This is a genomic window from Saccharopolyspora sp. (assembly GCF_017434145.1).
Taxonomy (GTDB): Bacteria; Actinomycetota; Actinomycetes; order Mycobacteriales; family Pseudonocardiaceae; genus Saccharopolyspora_C; species Saccharopolyspora_C galaxeae.
In genome coordinates this window covers 1-3017 of the sequence record NZ_JAFRFW010001004.1, presented here as the reverse complement: position 1 = coordinate 3017, position 3017 = coordinate 1, and the positions used below count along the sequence as shown (strand labels likewise).

At 72.3% G+C, this 3017-nt stretch carries 2 protein-coding genes and 1 pseudogene; all 3 read right to left on the bottom strand.

The annotated features are described in order from the left end of the window. A pseudogene (locus IJH84_RS27380) lies at positions 1 to 450 on the bottom strand (4-hydroxy-3-methylbut-2-enyl diphosphate reductase); the annotation flags it as partial. Further along, positions 447 to 2291 carry a squalene--hopene cyclase gene (gene shc, locus IJH84_RS27375; protein ID WP_295150705.1) on the bottom strand — a complete coding sequence of 615 codons (1845 nt, stop codon included), beginning with the start codon at positions 2289 to 2291 and terminating at the stop codon, positions 447 to 449. The pseudogene IJH84_RS27380 and the gene shc, both read right to left, overlap by 4 nt. Positions 2292 to 2368: 77 nt before the next feature. Further along, positions 2369 to 3017, bottom strand: a 649-nt coding sequence (locus IJH84_RS27370; protein ID WP_295150702.1) for a polyprenyl synthetase family protein, incomplete at its 5' end; no start/stop codon positions are given.

Sequence of the window (3017 nt, the reverse complement as noted above, 5' to 3'; positions counted from 1 at the left end):
GCGCACGACCGCGCGCAGTCCGCGTCCGGCCAGCCGGGCGAGCGCGGCCGATTCCATGTCGACGGCCAGCGCGCCGGTAGCGGCCAGCGCCGACTTCTCGCCGCCGCCGACGATGTGGTCGGTCGTCGTGATCGGCCCGCGCCACACCGCGAATCCGGCGCGGTCGAGCCGAGCCGCCAACGATCCCGCGTCCGGCAGGGTCGTGCTGCCGTGCGCATCCCGGACCTCGTCGGCGACGACCACACCGCCGCTGGGTACTTCACCCAGCCCGCCCGCGAGACCGACTACGGCCAGCGCGCCACAGCCGGCCACCGCGTCGGCGTTGCGGCGCCGGGAGCTCCGGCGCGGTCCGAGCCCGGTGCGCAGCACGCGCGCCCGGTCGCACGCGCCGCGCAATGCCACGGCTTCGGTTCGCAGCGCAGCGCAGATCAGCAGCCGATCACCGCTCACCGGTTCACCGCCTGCTCGTAGCGGCCGAGCGCGGTCAGCGGGAAGATCAGCCGGTACAGGTGGTAGTTGATGAAGAAGTCGCCCGGGAATCCGGTTCCGGTGAACTGCGGCTCGTCCCAGGTGCCGTCCGCGCGCTGGCTCGTGGCCAGGTATTCCACGCCGTTGCGCACCGCTTCGCTGGCGTGCCTGCCCAGCGCCAGCAGCGCCATCAGCGCCCATCCGGTCTGCGAGGCGGTCGAGGTGCCCACCCCGATCCACCGCGCATCGGTGTAGGAACGCATGTCCTCTCCCCAGCCGCCGTCGGCGTTCTGGTGCTCCTCCAGCCAATCCGCCGCCCGCCGCAGCGCCGGGTGGTTGGCGGGCACCCCGGCGGCGACCAGCGCGGGCACGACCGCGCCCGTGCCGTAAACGTGGTTGGCGCCCCAGCGGCCGAACCACGAGCCGCCGCGCTCCTGGTTCGCCAGCAGCCACCGCACGCCCGCGCGCACCGCGGGGTCCTCGCGGTCGGCGAGCAAGCTCATCGCTTCCACGACGTGCGCGGTGACGTCCGCTGAGGGCGGGTCGATCACTTCCCCGAAGTCGCAGAACGGCAGCCGGGTAGCAAGCCTGCTGGTGTTGTCCGCGTCGAACGCTGCCCAGCCACCGTCTCGGGACTGCATGCCGCGCATCCAGGCCAGCCCGCGTTCGATGGCCGCGTGCACCTCCTGCGGTCTGCCGTGCTCGACCCGGTTGAGCGCGAGCACCGCTTCGGCGGTGTCGTCGATGTCGGGATAGCCGTCGTTGTCGAACTCGAACGCCCACCCGCTCGGAGCGAGCCCGGGTCTGCGCACCGCCCAGTCACCGGGCACCCGGATCTCCTCGCGCAACAGGTAATCGGTCGCGCACCGCAGCGACGGGTGGTCGGCGGGCAAACCGGCGTCGTGCAGCGCCTGCACGGTCAGCACGGTGTCCCACACCGGTGATTGGCACGCCTCCATCCGGCGGCTCGTGCCCTGCGGAGTGCGTTCCCGGATGAGGAAGCCCTCCAACCCGGCCAAGCCCTCCCGCAGCACCGGGTGTTCCAGCGGGTAGTCGAGCAGGTGCAGCGCCAGCAGCGAGTACACCCAAGGGGGCTGGATGCCGCCCCACGAGCCGTCGGCCTCCTGCCGGGCGATGATCCACTCCGCAGCGCGTCGCATCGCGTGCCGCCGCACCGTCTTCAGCGGGTACCGCTGATACCGGTGCAACACCGCGTCGAGCGCGCGGAACGCCCGGTCCCAAGGGTCGGAGGAGCGCTGCGGTGTCCGCCCGGAGCGCAGCTCGCGCACGCTCACCCCGAGTTCCCTCCGGGGTGCAAGCGTGCACACGATGGTCAGCGGCACGACGGTCTGGCGCGCCCAGCAACCCCAGTTCGCCAGGTTGAGCGGCGCCCACTTCGGCAGCAGCACGACTTCCGGCGGCATCGCGGGCAGCTCGTCCCACGGCCATTCGCCGAACAGCGCCAGCCAGATCCGGGTGAACACGCGGGTCGATTCGAGGCCGCCGTGCGCCAGGATCCAGGCTCGCGCGAGGGTCATGTGCGGGGCTTCGACGTCGTCGCCTGCGAGTTTGAGCGCGACGTACGCCTCGACCGTGGTGGAGAGGTCGCCGGGCCCGCCGTGGAAGTTCGCCCAGGTCCCGTCTTCGCGCTGCTGCGAACGGATCCAGCGCGCCGCCTGCGCGGTCTCCTCCGGCGTGCGGATGCCGAGGAACTGGCGCATCAGCAGATCCTCGACGTCCATGGTCACGTTCGTCGCCAACTCCCCCTTCCACCAGCCGTCGGTGTGCTGCAACGACAAGAGGTGATCCCGGGCGGCGAGCAGCGCGCCGTGCGCCCTGGCGCCTACCGCGGGCAGGTCCGGCTGGGTCTGCTGCTGCTGGGATCGGGTCAGTTGGTCGGTCACCATTGCCTCCGCACGATGAACTCCGCGAGTTCGGTCAGGGATTCGACGGCCGCGCTGTGCCGGCCGCAGGCGTGCAGTTGCGCGAGCGCGGCGTCGAACCTGCGCTCGCACTCGGATTCGGCCCACTCCCGGGAGCCGGCCTGGCGCACCAGTTCGGCGGCGTGCTCGGCGCGTTCGCCGACGAGCCGCGCGGGTTCGCGGTAGATCCGGCGCAGCCGCTCGCCCGCCGGGGTCGCCGAGCTCAGGGCGTGCACGATCGGCGCGGTCTTCTTGCGCGCCCGCAGGTCGGAAAGCACCGGTTTGCCGGTCGTCTCCGGATCGCCCCACAGCCCCAGCAGGTCGTCGACCAGTTGGAAGGCCATGCCCAGCTCGATGCCGAACGAGCGCATCCGCGCCACGGCGTCTTCGTCGCCCCCGGCGCACAGCGCCCCCAGCGAGCACGCGCAGCCGAGCAGCACCGCGGTCTTGCCTTCGACCATGCGCAGGCACTCGTCCAGCGCCACTTCGTGCCGGTGCTCGAAGCCGAGGTCGGCGGCTTGGCCGACGATGAGCCTGCTGGTCGCCGCGCCGAGCATCCGCACCGCTTCCGCCGCGTGCGCGGAAGGCGTGTCCACCAGCACGTCGGTGGCCAGCGACAGCAGCGCG